Origin of the sequence: Rhodococcus koreensis, from assembly GCF_900105905.1 — a bacterium.
Classification (GTDB): Bacteria; Actinomycetota; Actinomycetes; order Mycobacteriales; family Mycobacteriaceae; genus Rhodococcus_F; species Rhodococcus_F koreensis.
In genome coordinates, this window is the sequence record NZ_FNSV01000005.1 from 1,053,371 (window position 1) to 1,074,413 (window position 21,043).

Sequence of the window (21,043 nt, forward strand, 5' to 3'; positions counted from 1 at the left end):
CTCCGTGCGGCGGGCCGCGCCGTGTAGAACTGAAACCATGCGCGCTATACAGGTTTCCCGTCTCGGTGGTCCCGACGTCCTCGAACTGGTAGAGGTTCCCGAACCCGAGATCGGAGCGACGGATCTGCTCGTTCGTACCGACGCGATCGGCATCAACTTCATCGACACGTACTTCCGGACGGGGCTGTATCCGCGGCCGCTGCCCTACGTTCCCGGCGACGAGGGCTCCGGCGTCGTGGAGGCCGTCGGCGGCGATGTTGCGGATTTCGCGCCCGGCGACCGGGTGGCCTGGTGCGCCGCTCCCGGCAGCTACGCGGAGAAGGTGGCCGTGCCCGCGGCGGCCGCGATCGCCGTCCCCGACTCCGTGCCCGCCCCGCAGGCCGCCTCTGCGCTGCTGCAGGGCATGACCGCCCACTACCTGGCCCACTCCACGTACCCAATCCAGTCCGGCGACACCGTCCTCGTCCACGCCGGGGCGGGCGGAGTCGGTCTGATCCTCACCCAGATGGCGACGACGCTGGGCGCCCGGGTGATCACCACGGTGTCCTCCGACGCGAAGGAGCAGCTGTCCCGTGACGCCGGAGCCCACGAGGTGCTGCGCTACGACGACGACATCGCGGCCCGGGTGCGGGAACTGACCGACGGCGAGGGCGTCGCAGCCGCGTACGACGGTGTCGGCGCGTCCACGTTCGAGGCCAGTCTCGCGTCGGTGCGGATCCGGGGAACGGTCGCGCTGTTCGGTGCGGCGAGCGGGCCGGTGCCGCCGTTCGATCCGCAGCGACTGAACCCGGCAGGTTCGCTGTTCCTCACCCGGCCGACGCTCGCGCACCACGTCCGCAACCGGGAGGAACTGACATGGCGGGCGGGAGACGTGTTCGCCGCCCTCGCCGACGGTGCACTCACGGTCCGGGTGGGAGCGGAGTACCCGCTCGAGCGGGCGGAGGAGGCGCACCGCGACCTCGAGGCGCGGGCGACGACGGGATCGATCGTGCTGGTGCCCTGAGACGAAGCGGGGTCAGCTCAGCAGGCTGCCGACGGTCTGCAGTCCCAGCACCGAGTCGACGGCGAGCCCGACGAAGACGATGGCCAGGTAGTTGTTGGACTGCAGGAACAGGCGGAGCGGTTTCACGGCCGCTCCGCCGCGGACGCTGCGGTACAGCTGATGGGCCATGAGCAGGAACCAGGCGCCGGCGACGAGGGTCACGGCCGCGTACACGACTCCGGCGGCGGGGACGAGCACCAGCGACGTGATCACCATCGCCCAGCTGTACAGCAGGATCTGCTTGGTGACGTGCTCCTCCGTGGCGATCACCGGCAGCATCGGGACACCGGCCGCCTTGTAGTCCTCCTTGTAGCGCATCGCGAGCGCCCAGGTGTGCGGCGGCGTCCAGAAGAAGATGACCAGGAACAGCACGATGGGCTGCCAGCTCAGCGATCCGGTGACCGCCGACCAGCCGACCATGACGGGCATGCAGCCCGCGGCGCCGCCCCAGACGACGTTCTGCCAGGTCCGGCGCTTGAGCACCATCGTGTACACGAGCACGTAGAACGCGATGGTCAGGACGACCAGACACCCGGCGAGCAGGTTCGCCCGCCACCACAACCACAGGAACGACGCGACCCCGAGGGTCATGCCGAACACGAACGCGTGCGACGTCGGAACCGCGTCGCGGGCCAGCGGCCGCCGCGCGGTGCGCTTCATGACCTTGTCGATGTCGGCGTCGACGACGCAGTTGAGGGAGTTTGCGCTCGCCGCACCCATCCATCCGCCGAACAGCGTGCTGAGGATCAGCAGGATGTCGACGTTGCCGCGGTCGGCCAGCAGCATCGCCGGGATGGTCGCGACCAGCAGCAGTTCGATCACCCGCGGCTTGGTCAACGCGATGTAGGCCAGGACCTTGCCCGTGACGCGACCCAGCACCGTGTCGGTGCCGGTCGCGCGGGGGGCGGGGCTGGGGCTGCCGAAGCCGTGTCCGCTCGGCTGATGCCCTGTCCGCACGTTCTCTCCTCGCACCACGCGTAATTCCACATCCGAATGCCGGTGCCTGCTCCCGAAGTCCTTCGCGACGGCCGGCCGTTCTACTACAAACGATGGTAGACCGCCGTAATGCGCGAACCGAATCGACCCGGATACGACCGCGCACTAGGCTGGAGTCGCACAAGAGGCCCACGCATCCTCAGGCTCCACGTTCACCCATGTCAGGAGACTTCTGCCCGTGTCGATCACAGACGACATCCACGTCCTCACGCAACCGGTTCATCCCGCCGACTGGACCGAACTGGACACCAAGGCCGTCGACACCATCCGGGTGCTCGCCGCCGATGCAGTGCAGAAGGTGGGCAACGGCCACCCCGGCACGGCCATGAGCCTGGCCCCCCTCGCCTACACCCTGTTCCAGCGCGTCATGCGTCACGACCCCACCGACGCCGACTGGATCGGCCGCGACCGGTTCGTGCTGTCCTGTGGACACTCCAGCCTCACCCTCTACATTCAGCTGTACCTCGCCGGTTACGGGCTGGAACTCGAAGACCTGGAAGCACTGCGCACCTGGGGCTCGAAGACCCCCGGCCACCCCGAGCACGGCCACACCCGCGGCGTCGAGATCACCACCGGGCCGCTGGGTCAGGGTCTGGCCTCCGCCGTCGGCATGGCCATGGCCGCCCGCCGTGAGCGCGGCCTGTTCGATCCCGAGCCCGCGCTCGGCGACAGCCCGTTCGATCACCACATCTACGTGATCGCCTCCGACGGCGACATCGAGGAAGGCGTCACCTCCGAGGCGTCGTCCATCGCCGGTGTGCAGCAGCTCGGCAACCTGACGCTGATCTACGACGACAACAAGATCTCCATCGAGGACGACACCGCCATCGCGCTGTCCGAGGACACCGCCGCCCGCTACGAGGCGTACGGCTGGCACGTGCAGATCGTCGAGGGCGGCGAGAACGTCGTCGCCATCGAGGAGGCCCTGAACAAGGCCCGCGAGGTCACCGACAAGCCGTCGCTGGTCCTGCTCCGCACGATCATCGGCTACCCGGCACCGAACAAGATGAACACGGGCGCAGCGCACGGCGCCGCCCTGGGCGCCGACGAGGTCGCCGCCGTCAAGAAGGCGCTCGGTTTCGATCCGGACAAGACGTTCGAGGTTGCCGACGAGGTCATCGCGCACACGCGCAAGGTCGTCGAGCGCGGTGCGCAGGCGCACAAGGAATGGCAGGCCCAGTACGACGAGTGGGCGCAGCGCGCCCCGGAGGGCAAGAAGCTCCTCGACCGCCTGATCGGACGCGACCTGCCCGCCGGCTGGGCCGACGTGCTGCCGACGTGGGAGCCCGACGCGAAGGGTCTCGCCACCCGGAAGGCGTCCGCCGCCGTCCTGAACGCCGTCGGACCGGTGCTGCCCGAGCTGTGGGGCGGCTCCGCCGACCTCGCGGAGAGCAACAACACCACCATCAAGGGCGCCGACTCGTTCGGTCCCAAGTCCATTTCCACCAGCATGTGGAACGCGGAACCCTACGGTCGCACCCTGCACTTCGGTGTCCGCGAGCACGCCATGGGCTCGATCCTCAACGGCATCGCCCTGCACGGTCCGACCCGCCCCTACGGCGGCACGTTCCTCGTCTTCAGCGACTACATGCGTCCCGCCGTCCGGCTGGCCGCGATCATGAAGACCGCGGTCACCTACGTGTGGACGCACGACTCCATCGGACTCGGCGAGGACGGTCCCACCCACCAGCCGATCGAGCACCTCGCGGCGCTGCGCGCCATCCCCGGCCTGTACGTCGTGCGGCCCGGCGACGCCAACGAGACCGCGCACGCGTGGCGCGCCGTTCTCGAGAAGGGCGCCGACGAGGCCACCCGCGCTCCCGCCGGTCTCGCCCTGACCCGCCAGGACCTGCCGGTCCTCGAGGGCACGAGCTACGAGGGTGTCTCCCGCGGCGGTTACGTCCTCGCCGACGCGTCCGCCGGGGCACCGGAGGTCGTGCTCATCGGCACCGGCTCCGAGCTGCAGCTGGCCGTCGCCGCCCGCGAGGCGCTCGAGGCCGAGGGCATCCCCACCCGGGTCGTGTCCATGCCCTGCGTCGAGTGGTTCGACGCCCAGGACCAGGCCTACCGCGACGGCGTGCTGCCCCCGACCGTCAAGGCGCGGGTCGCCGTCGAGGCCGGCATCTCGATGCCGTGGTACCGCTTCGTCGGTGACGCAGGCGAAATCATCTCCATCGAGCATTTCGGCGCCTCCGCCGACCACAAGACCCTGTTCCGCGAGTTCGGCTTCACCGCCGAAGCCGTCACCGCCGCCGCACAGCGCTCGCTCGCACGCGTGAAGGGATAGAACGCCATGACTCAGAACCCCAACCTCCAGAAGCTCTCCGAAGCCGGCGTCTCGGTGTGGCTCGACGACCTCTCCCGTGACCGCATCGAGTCCGGCAACCTCGCCGAGCTCATCGCGACCAAGAGCATCGTCGGTGTCACCACCAACCCGTCGATCTTCCAGGCCGCGCTCAGCAAGGGCCACGTCTACGACGCACAGGTCCGCGAACTCGCCGAGCGCGGCGCTGACGTCGAGGCCACCATCCGCACGGTGACCACCGACGACGTCCGCGCCGCCTGCGACGTCCTCGCCCCGCAGTTCGAGGCGAGCCACGGCGTCGACGGCCGGGTGTCCATCGAGGTCGACCCGCGCCTGGCCCACGACGCCGACAAGACCGTCGCGCAGGCCGTCGAACTGTGGAAGATCGTCGACCGCCCGAACCTGTTCATCAAGATCCCGGCCACCGAGGCGGGGATCCCGGCGATCGCCAAGGTGCTCGGTGAGGGCATCAGCGTCAACGTCACGCTGATCTTCTCGGTGGAACGCTACGAACTCGTCATGGGCGCCTACCTGGACGGCCTCGAGGCCGCGAAGGCCGCCGGCCACGACGTCTCCCGCATCCATTCGGTGGCCTCGTTCTTCGTCTCCCGCGTCGACACAGAGATCGACAAGCGGCTCGACAAGATCGGCACCCCCGACGCCCTCGCGCTGCGTGGCAAGGCCGGCGTGGCGAACGCCCGCCTCGCGTACGCCGCGTACCAGCAGGTCTTCGAGGTGCAGCCGCGGTTCCAGGGTCTGCTCGCGGCCGGTGCCCGCCCGCAGCGCGCACTGTGGGCGTCGACGGGAGTCAAGAACCCCGACTACCCGGACACCCTGTACGTCGCCGACCTGGTCGCCCCGAACACCGTGAACACGATGCCGGAGAAGACCCTCGACGCGTTCGCCGACCACGGCGAGGTCGCGGGCGACACCGTCTCCGGCACCGCGGTCGCCTCGCAGGAGATCTTCGACCAGCTCACCGCCGTCGGCATCGACCTGCCCGACGTGTTCAAGGTGCTCGAGGACGAGGGCGTCGACAAGTTCGAGGTGTCCTGGAACGAACTCCTGGAGGCCACCGCGGAGCAGCTGCGCGCAGCAGGGCAGAAGAGCTGATACGTGAGCGAGCCCGCAGCGTCAGACGATTGGGTCAATCCACTTCGCGACAGTAGGGACAAGCGCCTACCACGCATCGCCGGGCCGTGTGCGCTGGTGATCTTCGGTGTCACCGGCGACCTGGCCCGGCGCAAGTTGATGCCCGCCATCTACGATCTGGCCAATCGTGGTCTTCTGCCGCCCGGGTTCGCTCTCGTCGGGTTCGCCCGCAGGGATTGGTCGGACGAGGATTTCGGCAAGATCGTCCACGATGCCGTGCGCGACCATTCCCGGACCCCGTTCCGGGAGGACGTGTGGGAGCGGCTGTCGGAGGGCCTGCGTTTCGTCAAGGGCAGCTTCGACGACCCGGCGTCCTTCCAGGAACTGGCGAGCACCCTCGCCACGCTCGAACGCGAACGCGGGACCGGCGGCAATCACGGGTTCTATCTCGCGATTCCGCCGGACGCGTTCCCGGTGGTCCTCAAGCAGCTGTCCGAGGCCGGCCTCGCCCGGTCGAACGACAGCCAGTGGCGCCGGGTGGTCATCGAGAAGCCGTTCGGTCACGACCTCGCGAGCGCACGTGAGCTCAACGCGGTCGTCAACGAGGTCTTCCCCGAGGACACCGTCTTCCGGATCGACCACTACCTCGGCAAGGAAACCGTTCAGAACATCCTGGCGCTGCGCTTCGCCAACCAGTTGTTCGATCCGATCTGGAACGCCCACTACGTGGATCACGTGCAGATCACCATGGCCGAGGACATCGGTCTCGGTGGCCGGGCCGGGTACTACGACGGCATCGGGGCGGCGCGCGACGTCATCCAGAATCACCTGCTGCAACTCCTCGCGTTCACCGCGATGGAGGAGCCGATCAGCTTCGAACCGTCGGAGTTGCAGGCGGAGAAGATCAAGGTGCTCTCCGCCACCACACTCGCGCAGCCGCTTGACGAGACCACCGCGCGTGGCCAGTACGCGGGCGGCTGGCAGGGCGGCACCCGGGTGGTCGGTCTGCTGGAGGAGGACGGCTTCTCGCAGGACTCCACCACGGAGACGTTCGCCGCCATCACCCTCGAGGTCGACACCCGCCGCTGGGCGGGTGTGCCGTTCTACCTCCGCACCGGGAAGCGGCTCGGCCGCCGGGTCACCGAGATCGCCGTGATCTTCAAGCGCGCGCCGCACCTGCCGTTCGATCGGACGATGACCGAGGAACTCGGGCAGAACGCGCTCGTCATCCGGGTGCAGCCGGACGAGGGTGTGACGATGCGCTTCGGATCCAAGGTCCCGGGATCGAGCATGGAGGTCCGCGACGTCAACATGGACTTCAGCTACGGTCAGGCGTTCACCGAATCGTCCCCCGAGGCGTACGAACGCCTCATCCTCGACATGCTGCTCGGTGAACCTTCCCTGTTCCCCGTCAACGCCGAGGTCGAATTGTCTTGGGAGATCCTCGATCCGGCGCTCGCCGCCTGGGCCGCGGAGGGCAAACCGGAACCGTACGAGGCAGGCACGTGGGGTCCCCCGTCCGCGGACGAAATGATGCACCGCACCGGTCGCGAATGGAGAAGGCCGTAGATGATCATCGACATCCCCTCGACCACCACCGGCCAGGTCAACAAGAAGCTGGTGGAGCTCCGGAAGACCGGCGGGGCGGTGACGCTGGGACGGGTTCTCACCCTGGTGGTGTGCACCCGGGACAGCGAGAACTCCGAGGACATCATCGACGCCGCCAACGAGGCGAGCCGGGAGCATCCCTGCCGTGTCATCGTCGTCGCCCGCGGTTCCCGCGACGCCGAGCCCCGGCTGGACGCCCAGATCAGGGTCGGTGGTGACGCCGGCGCCTCGGAGGTGGTGGTGCTCCGCCTGTTCGGCGAACTCGCCGACCACGAGAGCAGCGTGGTCGTGCCGTTCCTGCTCCCCGACACCCCGGTCGTCGTCTGGTGGCCCGAGACCGCTCCCGCCGTCCCCGCGAAGGATCCGGTCGGGAAGCTCGCGATCCGGCGCATCACCGACGCCACGGACCGTGCGGATCCCGCCGCCGAGATCAAGGGCCGCCTCGCCTCCTACACGTCCGGAGACACGGATCTGGCGTGGAGCCGCATCACGATGTGGAGGGGGCTCATCACCTCGGCCGTCGACCAGCCACCGCACTCGCGCATCGAATCGGCAGTGGTGTCGGGGCTCGTGGACGAGCCCGCCGTCGACATGATCGCCGGATGGCTGGCGGGCCGTCTCGATGCGCCCGTCAGCCGCAGGGTCGGACCGCTGTTCGTGACCCTCGAGTTCGCGGACGGCGGCACGCTGACCATCAGCCGCCCGCAGACCGGCACCACCGCGACGTTGTCGCGGACCGGCAAACCGGATGCGCTGGTGGCGCTGGGCAGGCGGGAGACCCGCGACTGCCTGGCCGAAGAACTCCGCAGACTGGACCCCGACGAGGCCTACGAGGCCGCACTCGCCGGGCTGACGAAGGTGACGTATGAGTGACATCCACGTAGAAGTGCACCCCGACACCGCCACGCTGGTGACGAAGGCCGCGGAGCGGTTCGTCGCCACCGTCGTCGCCGCCCAGAAGGACCGCGGGTCGGCGTCGGTGGTCCTCACCGGCGGCGGCACCGGGATCGGGTTGCTCGAGAGGGTCCGGGAGAACCCGGGCGACATCGACTGGCGCGCGATCGACATCTTCTGGGGTGACGAGCGTTTCCTGCCCGCCGGCGATCCGGAGCGCAACGACGTGCAGGCGCGGGCCGCGCTGCTCGACCACGTCGACGTCGATCCCGACCGCGTGCACACCATGCCCGTCGCGGACGGGATCTACGAGAACGACCCGGAGGCGGCCGCCGTCGCGTACGCACAGGTGCTCGGGGCGCACGCCGACGGCAGGCAGGTCCCGGTCTTCGACGTCCACCTGCTCGGCATGGGCGGTGAGGGACACGTCAATTCGCTGTTCCCCGACACCGACGCGGTCCGCGAGGAGCACCGGTTCGTCGTCGCGGTGACGGACTCCCCCAAGCCGCCGCCGGTGCGGGTCACGCTGACCCTGCCCGCCGTCCGGCACGCCGACGAGGTGTGGCTCGTCGTGTCCGGTGACGCCAAGGCCGAGGCCGTGGCCGCGGCGATCGCGGGCGCACCGCCCGTCGAGATCCCGGCGTCCGGGGCGCGCGGACTCTCGGCCACCCGGTGGCTGCTCGACACGTCGGCCGCGTCCCGGCTGCCGAACTGACCCTCGCCGAACTGACCCTCGCCGAACTGAGGCTCTCATCCGACGGGGTCCTCGTCGTCGTCCGCCGGTAACCCGGCGGGCGACCGGGGGTCCCGTTCGACGGGTGTCCGGGTGACCCGGCATTCGGTGACGATCCGGCCGGCCCGACGCGGGCTCGCCGTCCGCGTCCCCCGCCGCCCGATTCCGCCGCGCCAATAGACCGGGTCACCCGCGCATCGCCTCATCCGTCGCCCCACTTCGTCTCGGAAACGTTGTGCTCTTTCCCGTTTTGACGCAGGGACGGACGGTTCGGTTCCCCCGCCCCGGAAGAAAGTTCATGCACTTTCTCGCGGGGCGCGGGAACCGCCCTCGCTACCCGCTGTTGCGCAGTGCGGTCGCCAGCCCGTTCATCGTGAGCTGGATGCCGCGGCGCGTCTGATCACTGTCGTCCCCGGCCCGGTAGCGGCGCAGCAGTTCCACCTGTAGGTGGTTGAGCGGCTCGAGGTACGGGAACCGGTTGTGCACCGACCGCTCCAGACCGGGATTGTCCGCGAACAGCGTGTCGTTCCCGGTCACGGCCTTGTACATCCGGATGGTCCGCTCGTGCTCCTCGGCGATCTTGCCGAACACCCGTCGCCGCAGTTCCTCGTCGGGGACGAGTTCCGCGTAGCGGGCGGCGAGACCCATGTCGGACTTCGACATCACCATCGCCAGGTTCGACAGTACGGTCCGGAAGAACGGCCACGTCTCGTAGAGGCGGGACAGCATCGCCACCCGTTCGGGGTCGCCCTGCGTCCATTCCTCGAACGCGGCGCCGGTGCCGTACCACCCGGGCAGCATGACCCGGGACTGACTCCACGACAGCACCCACGGGATGGCCCGCAGGTCGGAGATGGACGTGGTCTGCTTGCGGGAGGCCGGACGGCTGCCGATGTTGAGCGCCCCGATCTCCGCGACCGGCGTCGACATCTCGAAGTACTCCACGAATCCGGGTGTCTCGTGCACCAATTCGCCGTAGGCGCGGCGGGCCAGCGCGGCGAGTTCGTCGAGGATGCGGTACGCCGGTTCGGCGTCGTCGCCGAGGCCCTCGACATCGAGCAGGGTGGCCTCGAGGGTAGCGGCGAGCAGCGTTTCGAGATTGCGTTGCGCGAGGCGGGGTTCCGCGTACTTGGCGGCGATCACCTCGCCCTGTTCGGTGATCCGCAGCGATCCGGCCACCGCGCCGGGCGGCTGCGCGAGGATCGCCTCGTAGCTGGGTCCGCCGCCGCGGCCCACGGTGCCGCCGCGACCGTGGAAGAGCCGCAACCGGATTCCCGTCTTGCGGGCCGCATCGACCAGGTCGAGTTCGGCGCGGTACAGCGCCCAGTTGGCCGCCAGGTAGCCGCCGTCCTTGTTGGAGTCGGAGTACCCGAGCATCACTTCCTGGGCGTCGCCGCGCACCGACACCAGGGCCCGGTAGATCGGGACCTCCAGGGTGGCCTCGAGGGTGGCGGCGCCCTGCTGCAGGTCTTCGATCGTCTCGAACAGCGGCACGATGCCCACCGGGCAGGACGGCGCCTCCCCCGACCCGGGATCGAGGATGCCGACCTCCTTCAGCAGGACCGCAGCCTCGAGCATGTCGCTGACGGAGGTGCACATGCTGATGATGTAGTTGGGCACCGCGCCCGCACCGAGGGTCCGCACCGCGTCGGCGCCGGCCTGGAGAATGGCGAGTTCCTTCGCCGTCAGTTCGCTGAACTCGGCGTTCGCCGTGGTCAGGGGGCGCCGGGTGGACAGTTCCGCCGACAGCAATTCCACCCGCTCGTCCTCGGACAGCGACGAGTAGTCGGCGTGCACCCCCGCCCACGCCAGCAGTTCGGCGACGACGGTCTCGTGCACGTCCGAGTTCTGCCGCATGTCGAGGCCGGAGAGGTGGAAACCGAACACCTCCACCGAGTCCCGCAACGTCGCCAGTCCGTCGTCGGCGATCGTGCCGTCGCCGCCGCGCCGCAGGGAGTCGTCGACGACGTCGAGTTCGCCGAGCATCTGCCGCGGCGTGTCGTAGGGTGCGAGCCCGAGGTCGAGCCCGTGATCCGGCGCCGCCCCGAGGATGCGGTGCGCCGTGGCCGTGAGCCGCCCCCGGATGCCCCGCACCGCGCGCCGGTACGGCTCGTCGGCGCGGAACGGTGAATCGTCCTGGGACGCCGCGGCCAGGAGGTCGAGGGCGGGCGTCACGGTGACGAGACGGGCCGACATGGACAGTTCCCGCTCGAGTGTCTCGAGTTGCCCGAGATGATGCTCGAGCGCGGTGGCCGCGGCCTGGGTCGTGGCCTGACGGACCACCTCGTCGGTGACGTAGGGATTGCCGTCGCGGTCCCCGCCGATCCACGATCCGGGACGCAGGATCGGTTCCCGGCCCAGATCGGCGTCCGGCCACCGCGACTGCAGGGCACTGCGCAGTTCGGCGTTGATCTTCGGGACGACCTCGAACAGCGCCGCGTCGTAGTACCGCAGCCCGACCTCGATCTCGTCCTGGATCCGCAACCGCGACAACCGGATCAGCGCGGTCTGCCACAGGGTGAGGATCTGCCGCCGCAACCGGACGTCGACGTCCGCCGTCTCGGATTCGGTCAGGGCGGTGCGTTCGCGGTACCGCATCAGTTCGGTGATCCGCGTCTGGGTCTCGAACACCGTGCGGCGACGGGTCTCGGTGGGATGCGCGGTGATGACCGGCGACACGAGCGCCCCGCGCAACGCGTCCGCGACGACGTCGCTGCCCAGATGAGCGGCGTCGAGCTTGGCGAACGTGGCGGTCAGGGTGCTGTCGGGCGCGGGTTCACCGGCGGCGACGTGGACGGCGCGCCGGCGTTCGCGGTGGTTGTCCTCGGCGAGGTTGGCCAGCAGGGCGAAGTGGCTGAAGGCCCGGATGACGGGAATGGCGTCGCTCGTGGACACCTCGGTGAACATGTCGGCCAGATCGGCGCGGTCGATCTCGGAACGACGAACCCGGAACGATTCGACCCTGGCCTTCTCGACGAGGTCGAAGACGCCGTCTCCGGCCTGCTCCCGCACTATCTGACCGAGGATGCCGCCCAGGAGCCGAATGTCTTCGCGGAGTGGTTCAGTGGCCTCACGTGGGGTTTCGATCATGCATCCAGTATCGACCGGTGACGGCCCCTCTGCATGATGAAGCGGATCAGCCGAACTTGATCTCCAGACCGATACCGATGATGGCGATGAACCAGATCAGACCGGTGAAGATGGTGAGCCGGTCGAGGTTCTTCTCGACCACGGTGGAACCGGACAGGCTGGACTGGACGCCGCCGCCGAACAGGCTGGACAGACCGCCGCCCTTACCGCGGTGCAGCAGCACCAGCAGAATCAGCAGCAAGCTGGTGATCACCAGCAAGATATCCAGGAACAGTTCCATGTCTGTCTACGTCCACCCATCCAGTAGGAACAACTACGACCTCGTACACCCTACAGGCGCTCCGCGCCCGTGCGCCTTTCCGGTACCCACCGCTGCCGGAAAGGCGCACGAGCGCCGAAGGCGCCTTACGGCAGAGGTCCGCCCGCGGCGATCGCCGACAGGGTGGCGAACTCGTCGGCCTTCAGTGACGCGCCGCCCACGAGGGCGCCGTCCACATCCGTCTGACCGACGATCTCGCCGACGTTCTTCGCGTTGACGCTGCCGCCGTACAGAACACGGACACCGGACGCGACGTCCGGCGAGGCCAGCTCGCCGAGCGTGGCGCGGATCGCGGCGCAGACTTCCTGCGCGTCCGCGGCACTGGCCACCCGGCCGGTGCCGATGGCCCACACCGGCTCGTACGCGATGACGACCTTGGCGACGTCCTCGGCGGACAGTCCGGCGAGGGAGCCCCGCAACTGCTCGACGTTGTAGGCCACGTGCTCGCCTGCCTCGCGGATATCGAGGCCCTCACCGATGCAGACGATCGGGGTGAGCCCGTTCTTCAGCGCGGCCTTGGTCTTGGCCAGCACGGTGTCGTTGTCCTCACCGTGCAGGGTCCGGCGCTCCGAGTGCCCGACGACGACGAACGTGCAGCCCAGCTTGGCCAGCATGGATCCGCTGATCTCGCCGGTGTACGCGCCCGAATCCTGGGCCGACACGTCCTGCGCACCGTAGGTGAGCAGGAGCTTGTCGCCCTCGACGAGGGTCTGCACGCTGCGGATGTCGGTGAACGGCGGGATCACCGTCACGTCGACCTTGTCGAAGTACTTCGCCGGGAGCGAGAAGGCGATCTTCTGTACCAGCGCGATGGCCTCGAGGTGGTTCAGATTCATCTTCCAGTTGCCGGCGATCAGCGGCTTCCGTGCCATGCCTCAGCCCTCCAGAACTGCGATGCCGGGGAGTTCCTTGCCCTCGAGGTACTCGAGGGAGGCGCCGCCACCGGTGGAGATGTGCGAGAACCCGTCCTCGGGCAGACCGAGCTGGCGCACCGCCGCGGCGGAGTCACCGCCACCGACGACGCTGTACGCGCCCTTGCCGGTGGCCTCGATGATCGCCTCGGCGACACCCTTGGTGCCCGCGGCGAACTTCTCGAACTCGAACACGCCCATCGGGCCGTTCCAGAACACGGTCTTCGCGCTGGTCAGGATCGCCGCGAACCGGCGAACCGACTGCGGTCCGATGTCGAGTCCCATCCAGCCGTCCGGGATCTCGAGCACCGAGACGATCTTCGACTCGGCGTCGGCCGAGAACGAATCGGCGATGACCACGTCCTGCGGGATGTGGATCACGTCGGCGTACTGCTCGAGCAGCGCCTTGCACGTGTCGATCATCGACTCCTCGCACAGCGAGTTGCCGACCGAGACGCCCTGCGCCGCGAGGAACGTGTAGTACATGCCGCCGCCGATGACGAGGGTGTCGACCTTGGGGGCCAGCGCCTCGATCACCGCGAGCTTGTCCGACACCTTGGATCCACCGAGCACGACCGCGTACGGCCGCTCGGGCTCCTCGGTGAGCTTGCCGAGCACCTCGATCTCGGCGTCGACGAGCTTGCCCGCGTAGTGCGGGAGCAGCTTGGCGACCTCGTACACCGACGCCTGCGCGCGGTGCACGACACCGAACCCGTCGGACACGAACGCACCGTCGTCGCCGACGAGTTCGACCAGAGCCTTGGCGAGCTTCGTCCGCTCGGCCTCGTCCTTGCTGGTCTCCCGCGGGTCGAAGCGGATGTTCTCCAGCAGGAGGACGTCGCCGTCGGTGAGTCCCTCCGCGCGTGCCAGTGCGTCCTGGCCGACGACGTCGCCGGCGAGCTGGACGTTGCGCCCCAGCACCTCGGCGAGCTTCACCGCCACCGGTGCGAGGGAGTACTGCGGGTCGGGTTCGCCCTTGGGGCGACCCAGATGGGCGGTGACGATGACCTTGGCGCCCGCCTCCGCCAACGCCTTCAGCGTCGGCGCGGAAGCGAGGATGCGCCCGGGATCTGTGATCCGGTCACCGTCGAGCGGAACGTTGAGGTCGGAGCGCACCAGCACGGCACGCCCTTCGACCCCAGCGTTCAGCAGATCGTCGAGAGTCTGAACTGCCACTGTTATACCGGACCTTCGCTCAGAGAGACTTGGCGACGAGACCGATGAGGTCGGCCAGACGGTTGGAGTAACCCCACTCGTTGTCGTACCAGGACACGATCTTGGCCTGATCCTCGATGACCTTGGTGAGGCCGGAGTCGAAAATCGAGCTGTGCGGGTCGGTGACGATGTCGGACGACACGATCGGGGCGTCCGTGTACTTCAGGATGCCCTTGAGCGGTCCCTCGGCGGCAGCCTTCATCGCGGCGTTGATGTCCTCGACGCTGGCCGACTTCCGCAGGTTCGCGGTGAGGTCGGTGACCGAACCCGTGGGGATCGGGACGCGCAGCGCGTAGCCGTCCAGCTTGCCGAGCAGCTGCGGGAGGACCAGGCCGATGGCCTTGGCGGCACCGGTTCCGGTGGGGACCACGTTCAGCGCGGCGGCGCGGGCGCGACGCAGGTCGCTGTGCGGGCCGTCCTGCAGGTTCTGGTCCTGGGTGTACGCGTGGACCGTCGTCATGAGGCCCTTGACGATACCGAACTCGTCGTCGAGCACCTTGGCGATGGGACCGAGGCAGTTCGTGGTGCAGGAGGCGTTGGAGATGATGTTCTGGCTGCCGTCGTACTTGTCGTCGTTGACGCCCATCACGATGGTGATGTCCTCGCCCTTGGCCGGGGCGGAGATGATGACCTTCTTGGCGCCGGCCTCGAGGTGGCCCTTCGCCTTGGCTGCGTCGGTGAAGATGCCGGTGGACTCGACGACGACGTCGACGCCCAGGTCGCCCCAGGGAAGCGCCGCGGGGCCTTCCTTGATGGCGAGCGCCTTGATCTTCTGGCTTCCGACGACGATGGTGTCTTCACCCTCGAGCGAGACGTCGTGCGGGAGACGACCAAGGATGGAGTCGTACTTCAGGAGATGCGCCAGCGAAGCGTTGTCCGTGAGGTCGTTGACCGCCACAATCTCGATGTCGGTGGTTCCGAGCGCCTTCTGCGCATCCACCGCCCTGAAGAAGTTACGCCCGATACGGCCGAAACCGTTTACGCCTACCCGGACAGTCACAATCTGCTCCTTTGCGCATGATTCTGGTTGTGCAGCTCTGCTCCCGCGCCGCTACGACACCACCGACGGGTGGCCGGCGCGGGTTTCATCGGTCGATGTGGTTCTTACCCTAGTGCGCGAGCCACGCGCGCGCGCAGTCACCTCGGGGCGCCCTCCGCCGGGCCGCCCCGACCGGAACGAACGGGACGCTCGTTCGATCTGACGCGACGAGCGTCCCGTTCGTCCGGTCAGGCGTCGTCGAGAAGGTCTGCGGTGACGGCCGACTCGGTGTCCGGGATGCCGGTCTCCTTCGCCTTGCGGTCCGCCATCGACAGCAGTCGCCGGATGCGGCCTGCCACGGCGTCCTTCGTCATCGGCGGGTCAGCGAGTTGGCCGAGTTCCTCGAGGGACGCCTGCCGGTGCTCCACCCGCAGGTGCCCCGCGGCCGCCAGGTGGTCGGGGACCTCGTCACCGAGGATGTCGAGGGCCCGCTCGACGCGTGCCGCGGCCGCGACCGCGGCACGCGCGGAGCGGCGCAGGTTGGCGTCGTCGAAGTTGGCGAGCCGGTTGGCGGTGGCACGGACCTCCCGGCGCATGCGCCGTTCCTCCCACACGAGGCGGGTGTCCTGGGCTCCCATCCGGGTGAGCAGCGCGCCGATGGCCTCGCCGTCGCGGATCACGACGCGGTCGGTGCCGCGGACCTCGCGGGCCTTCGCGGAGATGCCCAGCCTGCGCGCCGCCCCGACGAGGGCGAGCGCCGCTTCCGGGCCGGGGCAGGAAACCTCGAGCGCCGACGAGCGTCCCGGCTCGGTCAGTGAACCGTGCGCCAGGAACGCACCGCGCCACGCGGCTTCCGCGTCGGCGACGCTACCGCCGACGACCTGCGCGGGAAGCCCACGCACGGGGCGTCCCCGCAGGTCCAGCAGCCCGGTCTGGCGGGCGAGGGCCTCCCCCTCCTTCGCGACCCGCACGATGTACCGGGACGACTTGCGCAGCCCGCCCGCGCTGAGGACGTGGACGTCGGCGCTGTAGGTGAACAGGTCGAAGATCTCGCGCCGCAACCGGCGGGCCGTGGACCCCAGATCCACTTCCGCCTCGACCACGACCCGGCCGCCGACGATGTGCAATCCCCCGGCGAACCGCAGCAGCGACGAGACCTCGGCCTTCCGGCAACTCACGTGAGTGACGACGAGACGACTGAGTTCGTCTTTGACCTCTGCTGTCATTGCCACGAAGCGCTCTCCCTTTCCTCTGGTGTCTCGGCCGCTTCGCTCCCCCGAGACCCCGCATCGGGGTCGCTCCAGAGCTGTTCGAGAACGGACGCAAGTTTTCCTGCATGGTGCGTGTGGGTGCCGTGCTCGGACACGTCGGCGTAGACGACGCGTGCCCGGAACTGTCCGGCGGCGCGGGCGAGGTGCTCGCGCTCGCGCCCCGGTGGAACCGAACCCGAATCGACGACGACGAAGTCGACGGTGAGTTCGGGTGCGTGTTGGGACAGTACGTGCAGATGACGCTCGGTGGAGAATCCCGCGGTCTCGCCGGGTTCCGGAGCCAGGTTGAGTACCAGCACCTTCCGCGCGGGGGTGGCGATCAGCGTGTCGAGGAGTTCGGGCACGAGAACGTGCGGGATGACACTGGAGAACCACGACCCGGGGCCGAGGACGACCATGTCGGCGACGTCGATCGCCCGGACCGCGTCCGGGCAGGCGGGCGGATTCGCCGGCAGCAACCGCACGCGGCGCACCTTGCCGGGGGTGGTCGCGACCGCGACCTGACCGCGGATGCAGCGGCTGACCCGGGGGTCCGCCTCGAGGCCCTGCACGTCGGCCTCGATGTCCAGGGCGATCGGCGACATCGGCAGCACCCGCCCGTCGATCCGCAGCAGCCGGGCGAGTTCGTCGAGCGCGGCGACGGGGTCGCCGAGCACCTCGGTGAGACCGGCGAGGATGAGATTGCCCACCGAGTGTCCGGCGAGGGCGCCGATTCCGCCGAATCGGTGCTGGATGGTGTCGGTCCAGTCCTGCACCTCGGGGTCGTCCGCGGCGAGCGCGGCGAGCGCCATCCGCAGATCCCCGGGCGGGATGACGCCGAGTTCGGCGCGCAGCCGTCCCGAGGATCCGCCGTCGTCCGCGACGGTGACGACGGCGGTCACGTCACGGCTGAGCCTGCGGGCGGCGCTGAGGGTGGCGAACAGCCCGTGGCCCCCGCCGAGCGCGACGATCGCGGGCGCCTGGCGCACCGGCCTCATTCGCGCCCCAGATCACGATGGACGACACGCACGTTCAGCCCGGAGTCCTTTCCGAGCCGGCCCGCCAGGGCCTCCGACATCGCGACGCTGCGATGTTTCCCCCCGGTGCATCCCACCGCGATGGTCATGTAGCGCTTCCCCTCCCGACGATATCCGGCGATCGTCAGATCCAGCAGGTGGTGGTACGTGGCGAGATAGTCGTCCGCACCGTCCTGCGACAACACGTAGTCCCGCACGTCCGCGTTCTGCCCGGTGTGCGGACGCAACTCGGGGATCCAGTGCGGGTTGGGCAGGAACCGGACGTCGCAGACGAGATCGGCGTCCATCGGAAGACCGTACTTGAAACCGAACGACTGGACTGTTACCTGCATGGTGCGGTTCTCGGCGTCGCCGAACGCGTCCTCGATCTTCTGCCGCAACTGGTGCGCGGCGAGGGACGACGTGTCGATCACCAGATCCGCGGCGGCCTTCACCTTCGCGAGCTGGTCGCGCTCGGCGGCGATGCCCTCCGACAGGGTGCCCTCGGCGCCCCCGCCGGACAGCGGGTGACTGCGGCGGACCTGTTCGAATCGGCGGACCAGGACCTCGTCCGACGCGTCGAGGTACAGCACCCGCGTGTGCACGGGCTTGCTCTCCAGTTCGGTGAGGACCCAGCCGAGGTCGCCGGTGAACAACCGGCTGCGCACGTCGATGACGACGGCGAGCCGCTCGAGCCGCGAATCGGATTCCAGGCTCAGATCCACCATCCGGGAGATCAGTTCCGGGGGAAGGTTGTCCGCGACGTACCACCCGAGGTCCTCGAGGACCTTCGCCGCCGTCTGCAGACCCGCCCCGGAGAGCCCGGTGACGAGAAGGAAGTCCATCGGCCGAACCGTGGGCGGACGGTCGCTCTGCGCGTGCTGCTCGTTCACTCGACACCTGTCCGTTGCGATGCGCTCTGTGCTGCCGGGCCGTGCTGTCCTACCGGTTCGCGGGGTAGGTCCGCGCCGTTGCGTTCTGCCGTGCCCGGCCCGTTCCGATCTGCTTCATCATCCCCCACTCCCACGACGTCCGCAGACGGTTCCTCCGCTCCGAGAGCGGTGAGTACCGCCTTCGCCGTGGCCGTTCCGATGCCGGGCACGGCGGTGATCTCCTCGACGGAGGCCTGTTTGAGTTTGGCGACGGAGCCGAAGTGCGTCACCAGGGCCTTGCGGCGGGTGTCGCCGAGACCGCGGACCGAGTCGAGTGCGGAGGCCGTCATCCGGCGGGACCGTTTGCTGCGGTGGAACGTGATCGCGAAGCGGTGCGCCTCGTCCCGCACCCGCTGCAGCAGGTACAGCGACTCGCTGGTGCGCGGGAGGATCACCGGGTCCTCCTCCCCCGGCACCCACACCTCCTCGAGCCGCTTGGCCAGCCCGATCACGGCGACGTCGGTGATGCCCAGTTCGTCGAGCACCGCCGAGGCCGCGGCCACCTGCGGGGCGCCGCCGTCGACGACGAACAGGTTCGGTGGGTACGCGAACCGCCGCGGCCTGCCGGTCTGCGGGTCGATCGCCGCCTCGGGGGCGAGGTCGCCGCCGTCGCCGCCGGACACCTGGTCGGCGTCCGTCCCGGCCGCTTCCGCGCGCAGCACCCCGACGTCACGGTTGTGCCGGAGGAACCGGCGCCGGGTCACCTCGGCGATGCTGGCGACGTCGTCCGAGCGGCCGTCGCCGGCGGCCTCCTTGATGGCGTAGTGCCGGTAGTCGGACTTGCGCGGCAGCCCGTCCTCGAAGACGACGAGGGAGGCCACCACGTCGGTGCCCTGCACGTGGCTGATGTCGACGCACTCGATGCGCAGCGGCGCCGAATCCAGGTCGAGGGCCTCCTGGATGCCCTGCAGGGCCGCCGACCGCGACGTGAAGTCTCCGGCGCGGCGCAGCTTGTGCTGTTGCAGCGCCTCCATCGCGTTGCGTTGCACGGTCTCGGCGAGCGCCTTCTTGTCGCCGCGCTGGGGCACCCGGAGACGGACGGCGGAACCGCGGAGACCGCTGAGCCATTCCTGCACCTGCTCGGCGTCCGGCGGCAGCACCGGCACCAGCACCTCCCGCGGCACCCCGCCGCTGCCCGCCTCCTGGTCGGCCGCGCCCGACAGCGCCGCCTGCTCGCCGTAGAACTGGGTGAGGAACTGCTCGACGAGCAACGGCAGGTCCGAGCCCGCCTCGGAATCGACGCTGGCCCAGTCGATGACGTCGCCGGCCTTCTCGACCACCCAGCCGCGCTGCCCGCGGACGCGGCCGCCCCGGACGTGGAACACCTGGACCGCGGCCTCGAGTTCGTCGGTCGCGAATGCGGCGACGTCGGCGTCGGTGCCGTCGCCGAGCACGACGGCCTGCTTCTCGAGCGCCCGCCGCAACGCGCCCACGTCGTCGCGCAGTCGCGCCGCCGTCTCGAAGTCGAGTTCCTCGGACGCCTGCTGCATCCGGGCCTCGAGCTGCCGGACCAGCTTGTCGGTGCGCCCCGACAGGAAGTCGCAGAAGTCCTCGACGATCTTGCGGTGTTCGGCCGCGGACACGCGTCCGACGCACGGCGCGGAGCACTTGTCGATGTAGCCGAGCAGGCAGGGCCGGCCGATCTGGTTGTGCCGCTTGAACACCCCTGCCGAGCAGGTGCGGGCGGGGAACACCCGCAGCAGCAGGTCGAGGGTTTCGCGGATGGCCCACGCGTGCGAGTAGGGGCCGAAGTAGCGGACACCCTTGCGCCGCGGGCCGCGGTAGACGAACAGCCGCGGGTACTCCTCGTTCAGGGTGACCGCGAGAACCGGGTACGTCTTGTCGTCGCGGTAGCGGACGTTGAACCGGGGATCGAATTCCTTGATCCAGTTGTATTCGAGCTGAAGCGCCTCGACCTCGGTGCTCACCACGGTCCACTCGACGCTGCCGGCCGTGGTCACCATCTGGCGGGTGCGCGGGTGCAGCGTCGAGACGTCGGCGAAATAGGAATTCAGCCGTGATCGAAGACTCTTCGCCTTCCCGACATAGATGACCCGGCCGTGCGGATCGCGGAACTTGTACACCCCAGGGTCGACCGGAATCGTTCCGGTCGCGGGGCGATATGTCGAAGGATCGGGCACCCCTCCACGTTAGTCGGCGCCACCGACCAACCCCGCATCCGCGGCGTCGCGGAGGGGTGGCCGCCGGTCAGGACGGCGCGTACTCCGACGCGAGCGCGCGGAACCGGTCGACGGCGTCCACGGCGTACTCGCGATCGTTCGACTGGATGGCCATCACGGCCAGGTACTCGTCGTCGGGCAGCTCGATCCGGGCCCACGCCGCGCCGTCCGGGAAGGACAGCCCCTCGTACAGGTCCCAGTCGACGATCCGCTCACCGAGCACGTTGCGCACGCCGATGCCGCGGGGCCCGATGCGCACCCGCGGGCGGGTCAGCAGCAGGACGGCGGCCGCGAAGAGGCAGCCGATGCCCGCGAACGCCAACTGGTCGGCGAGCCGGAAGTACACGCCCGTCGAATCGCCGCGCAACAGGATCGCGAACGTCACGTGCACGACCACGAGCAGGACCGCCACCCCGATCGCGTAGCGGCGGGACTTGCGTGGCTTCGCGACGAGAGTCCACTCGGATTCGGGGGTGGTCAC

General features: G+C 69.2%; 17 protein-coding genes. 6 read left to right on the top strand and 11 right to left on the bottom strand.

What is annotated here, in order from left to right:
- Window positions 1–37 precede the first annotated feature (37 nt).
- Window positions 38–1,003: a quinone oxidoreductase family protein gene (locus BLV94_RS09545; RefSeq protein WP_072942095.1), complete on the top strand. Its 966-nt coding sequence runs from the start codon at window positions 38–40 to the stop codon at window positions 1,001–1,003.
- Window positions 1,004–1,015: 12 nt separating this feature from the next.
- Here BLV94_RS09545 and BLV94_RS09550 read toward each other — a convergent pair whose 3' ends face one another.
- Complete coding sequence (locus tag BLV94_RS09550) at window positions 1,016–1,999, bottom strand: heme o synthase (RefSeq protein ID WP_072942445.1); 984 nt, start codon at window positions 1,997–1,999, stop codon at window positions 1,016–1,018.
- A 217-nt stretch (window positions 2,000–2,216) separates the two neighbouring features.
- Here BLV94_RS09550 and tkt point away from each other — a divergent pair, with 217 nt between their 5' ends.
- The 5 genes from tkt to pgl are packed head-to-tail and all read left to right on the top strand — an operon-like array spanning window position 2,217 to window position 8,652.
- Entirely contained in the window at window positions 2,217–4,325 is a 2,109-nt protein-coding gene (gene tkt, locus BLV94_RS09555; RefSeq protein WP_072942097.1) for a transketolase, read from the top strand.
- Window positions 4,326–4,331: 6 nt separating this feature from the next.
- Window positions 4,332–5,456 carry a transaldolase gene (gene tal / locus BLV94_RS09560; RefSeq protein ID WP_072942098.1) on the top strand — a complete coding sequence of 375 codons (1,125 nt, stop codon included), beginning with the start codon at window positions 4,332–4,334 and terminating at the stop codon, window positions 5,454–5,456.
- A gap of 3 nt (window positions 5,457–5,459) precedes the next feature.
- A complete protein-coding gene (zwf, locus tag BLV94_RS09565; RefSeq protein WP_072942100.1) occupies window positions 5,460–7,004 on the top strand; it encodes a glucose-6-phosphate dehydrogenase in 1,545 nt (514 codons plus the stop codon).
- The gene (gene opcA, locus BLV94_RS09570) at window positions 7,005–7,916 is read left to right on the top strand and encodes a glucose-6-phosphate dehydrogenase assembly protein OpcA (RefSeq protein ID WP_072942102.1); all 912 of its coding nucleotides are present in this window, start codon (window positions 7,005–7,007) and stop codon (window positions 7,914–7,916) included.
- Complete coding sequence (gene pgl, locus BLV94_RS09575) at window positions 7,909–8,652, top strand: 6-phosphogluconolactonase (RefSeq protein WP_072942104.1); 744 nt, start codon at window positions 7,909–7,911, stop codon at window positions 8,650–8,652. The genes opcA and pgl overlap by 8 nt, the downstream gene beginning before the upstream one ends.
- Before the next feature lie 351 nt (window positions 8,653–9,003).
- Here pgl and ppc read toward each other — a convergent pair whose 3' ends face one another.
- From ppc to BLV94_RS09630, 10 genes are all read right to left on the bottom strand, one after another.
- Window positions 9,004–11,760, bottom strand: coding sequence for a phosphoenolpyruvate carboxylase (ppc, locus tag BLV94_RS09585; RefSeq protein ID WP_072942106.1), 2,757 nt, complete (start codon window positions 11,758–11,760; stop codon window positions 9,004–9,006).
- 46 nt (window positions 11,761–11,806) lie between these two features.
- On the bottom strand, window positions 11,807–12,040 hold the full coding sequence (gene secG, locus BLV94_RS09590) for a preprotein translocase subunit SecG (protein WP_072942108.1): 234 nt from the start codon (window positions 12,038–12,040) through the stop codon (window positions 11,807–11,809).
- A 125-nt stretch (window positions 12,041–12,165) separates the two neighbouring features.
- Window positions 12,166–12,951, bottom strand: coding sequence for a triose-phosphate isomerase (gene tpiA / locus BLV94_RS09595; protein WP_072942109.1), 786 nt, complete (start codon window positions 12,949–12,951; stop codon window positions 12,166–12,168).
- A 3-nt stretch (window positions 12,952–12,954) separates the two neighbouring features.
- Window positions 12,955–14,166 carry a phosphoglycerate kinase gene (locus tag BLV94_RS09600; RefSeq protein ID WP_072942111.1) on the bottom strand — a complete coding sequence of 404 codons (1,212 nt, stop codon included), beginning with the start codon at window positions 14,164–14,166 and terminating at the stop codon, window positions 12,955–12,957.
- 19 nt (window positions 14,167–14,185) lie between these two features.
- Entirely contained in the window at window positions 14,186–15,205 is a 1,020-nt protein-coding gene (gene gap / locus BLV94_RS09605; RefSeq protein WP_015890630.1) for a type I glyceraldehyde-3-phosphate dehydrogenase, read from the bottom strand.
- A gap of 227 nt (window positions 15,206–15,432) precedes the next feature.
- Entirely contained in the window at window positions 15,433–16,416 is a 984-nt protein-coding gene (gene whiA, locus BLV94_RS09610; protein ID WP_005262275.1) for a DNA-binding protein WhiA, read from the bottom strand.
- Window positions 16,407–17,432 (bottom strand): gluconeogenesis factor YvcK family protein, encoded by a 1,026-nt coding sequence (locus BLV94_RS09615; protein ID WP_072942113.1) that lies wholly within the window; start codon window positions 17,430–17,432, stop codon window positions 16,407–16,409. The genes whiA and BLV94_RS09615 overlap by 10 nt, the downstream gene beginning before the upstream one ends.
- Window positions 17,429–18,295, bottom strand: a complete 867-nt coding sequence (gene rapZ, locus BLV94_RS09620; protein ID WP_072942446.1) for an RNase adapter RapZ — start codon at window positions 18,293–18,295, stop codon at window positions 17,429–17,431. Before rapZ ends, BLV94_RS09615 begins: the two co-directional genes overlap by 4 nt.
- A gap of 44 nt (window positions 18,296–18,339) precedes the next feature.
- On the bottom strand, window positions 18,340–20,523 hold the full coding sequence (uvrC, locus tag BLV94_RS09625; RefSeq protein ID WP_072942114.1) for an excinuclease ABC subunit UvrC: 2,184 nt from the start codon (window positions 20,521–20,523) through the stop codon (window positions 18,340–18,342).
- Between the two features lie 67 nt (window positions 20,524–20,590).
- Window positions 20,591–21,043, bottom strand: a complete 453-nt coding sequence (locus BLV94_RS09630; RefSeq protein WP_072942116.1) for a PH domain-containing protein — start codon at window positions 21,041–21,043, stop codon at window positions 20,591–20,593.

What these genes read in the sequence shown, in the direction of transcription:
- BLV94_RS09545 (WP_072942095.1), top strand. Translation starts at nt 38, where the DNA reads ATGCGCGCTATACAGGTTTCCCGTCTCGGTGGTCCCGACGTCCTCGAA.
- tal (WP_072942098.1), top strand. Translation starts at nt 4,332, where the DNA reads ATGACTCAGAACCCCAACCTCCAGAAGCTCTCCGAAGCCGGCGTCTCG.
- opcA (WP_072942102.1), top strand. Translation starts at nt 7,005, where the DNA reads ATGATCATCGACATCCCCTCGACCACCACCGGCCAGGTCAACAAGAAG.
- pgl (WP_072942104.1), top strand. Translation starts at nt 7,909, where the DNA reads ATGAGTGACATCCACGTAGAAGTGCACCCCGACACCGCCACGCTGGTG.
- ppc (WP_072942106.1), bottom strand. Translation starts at nt 11,760, where the DNA reads ATGATCGAAACCCCACGTGAGGCCACTGAACCACTCCGCGAAGACATT.
- secG (WP_072942108.1), bottom strand. Translation starts at nt 12,040, where the DNA reads ATGGAACTGTTCCTGGATATCTTGCTGGTGATCACCAGCTTGCTGCTG.
- tpiA (WP_072942109.1), bottom strand. Translation starts at nt 12,951, where the DNA reads ATGGCACGGAAGCCGCTGATCGCCGGCAACTGGAAGATGAATCTGAAC.
- BLV94_RS09615 (WP_072942113.1), bottom strand. Translation starts at nt 17,432, where the DNA reads ATGAGGCCGGTGCGCCAGGCGCCCGCGATCGTCGCGCTCGGCGGGGGC.
- rapZ (WP_072942446.1), bottom strand. Translation starts at nt 18,295, where the DNA reads ATGGACTTCCTTCTCGTCACCGGGCTCTCCGGGGCGGGTCTGCAGACG.